Genomic DNA, 1,422 nt, shown 5'->3' on the forward strand with positions numbered 1-1,422 from the left:
CAGATGCTCCAGGCGATCCGCGAACTCGGCGTCCGGGTATCCATGGACGATTTCGGCACCGGCTACTCGTCGCTCGCCTATCTGAAGAATTTCCAGTTCGACAAGATCAAGATCGACCGCTGTTTTGTGCAGGGTATGGAATCAAACGCATCTGATGCTGCAATCATTGAGGCGATCATCAGTCTGAGCAAAGGGATTGGTGTCGGCACCACGGCCGAAGGCATCGAGACCGAAAGCCAGTTCCAAATCGTAGCCGCGAAAGGCTGCTGCGAAGGACAAGGTTATCTCTTTAGTCGTCCCTTGACCTCTGGCGATGCAGAGAAATTTATTGAGGAATATACAATAAAACTAGAGAAGATGCTCAATTCAATCTACAATATTTAATATATATGAGAAGGCTGTGAGCTTTTTTGCGATTTTTGATCGTTGCGAGGATCAAGTTCCATCATGATATGATGCATCATATCTAGATCGACGGCAAATTCCTTGAGGATGGCACGGTAAATATGCTCACCATCGAAGCCTTTATTCAGTAAGGCCGAAACTAGCCATCGCAATTTCTTCTCGTCTGTCAGGCTTGGGATCATCTACGAATCCTGAATATCCGCTGCAATATATTCGCAGGGGTGTTTTTGAGAAAAGCAGACTACTTAGCTACGCGTAAAAATGACACGCAACCCACGGGCAGCTTGCAAGATGGACCAATACAACAAGATCCCAAATTGCACTCTGCACACTACATGCCAACGAATCACATAGTATCCGCGGAAGCGCAGATGCCGAAGGCCTAATTTCGATCGTCTAGAACAAGGGGAGTAAAGGGGGGAGGCCGTGAGCGGCGACACGGCGAGGGGCTGACTCCCCCCTTTTACCCGTAGGGTCGAAATCGTTATCAGGGTGAATGTATTTCGACCCCACATGCGATCCGCGGATGGAAATCATAGCGAGAAATCGGTTGCCATACCAGAGCTTCACAATTGTTGCCACTTTGTGCGCTGCTTCGGAAGCCGATGATTGAAGTTTCATTATGGGCATGAGTAGGTCGTCTGATGGGGGATAACAGACCAGCCTTTTTCAATATCTGACATAATGTTTTTCTTCTACCGTTCATCCTGCCTTCCGTTCGTCGGCCATGCCCGCGTCATCCGGCGTGTTGATCTCGAGGCGTTCGGTGACGTTTTCCAGCCAGGGCGCCAGCATGCGAAGTGCGGGAACCTCTGCCGACCAGCGGCGGCTGCGATCCAGCATCCGGCCCACTTCGGTCTTGGTCACGCCGATCTTGTCACCCATCAGGCACTTCTGTCGGCTCCACCATTCGCCGTCGCGGTGCCGGTACCGGATGGCCCGATGCGACCGGTCCAGCATGTGCAGGATGCCGAAGGCCATGAGATAGTGGTGGGCTTCGTCCAGCGAGCGGTCGCG

General features: G+C 51.9%; 3 protein-coding genes. 1 reads left to right on the forward strand and 2 read right to left on the reverse strand.

What is annotated here, in order from left to right; translation table 11 throughout:
- A partial coding sequence (locus CSC94_RS23925; RefSeq protein WP_133123106.1) for an EAL domain-containing protein occupies positions 1-384 on the forward strand: 384 nt, incomplete at its 5' end.
- Here CSC94_RS23925 and CSC94_RS24425 read toward each other — a convergent pair.
- A complete protein-coding gene (locus tag CSC94_RS24425; RefSeq protein ID WP_133123108.1) occupies positions 381-587 on the reverse strand; it encodes a hypothetical protein in 207 nt (68 codons plus the stop codon). The genes CSC94_RS23925 and CSC94_RS24425 overlap by 4 nt on opposite strands.
- Before the next feature lie 520 nt (positions 588-1,107).
- Positions 1,108-1,422 (reverse strand): hypothetical protein (locus tag CSC94_RS24790; protein WP_165784590.1); only part of this gene is annotated, 315 nt, incomplete at its 5' end.

The sequence above is a fragment of the Zhengella mangrovi genome (genome assembly GCF_002727065.1).
GTDB classification, from domain to species: domain Bacteria; phylum Pseudomonadota; class Alphaproteobacteria; order Rhizobiales; family Rhizobiaceae; genus Zhengella; species Zhengella mangrovi.

Excerpts from the sequence above, each read along its gene's own strand:
- CSC94_RS24425 (WP_133123108.1), bottom strand. The coding sequence starts at position 587 with ATGATCCCAAGCCTGACAGACGAGAAGAAATTGCGATGGCTAGTTTCG.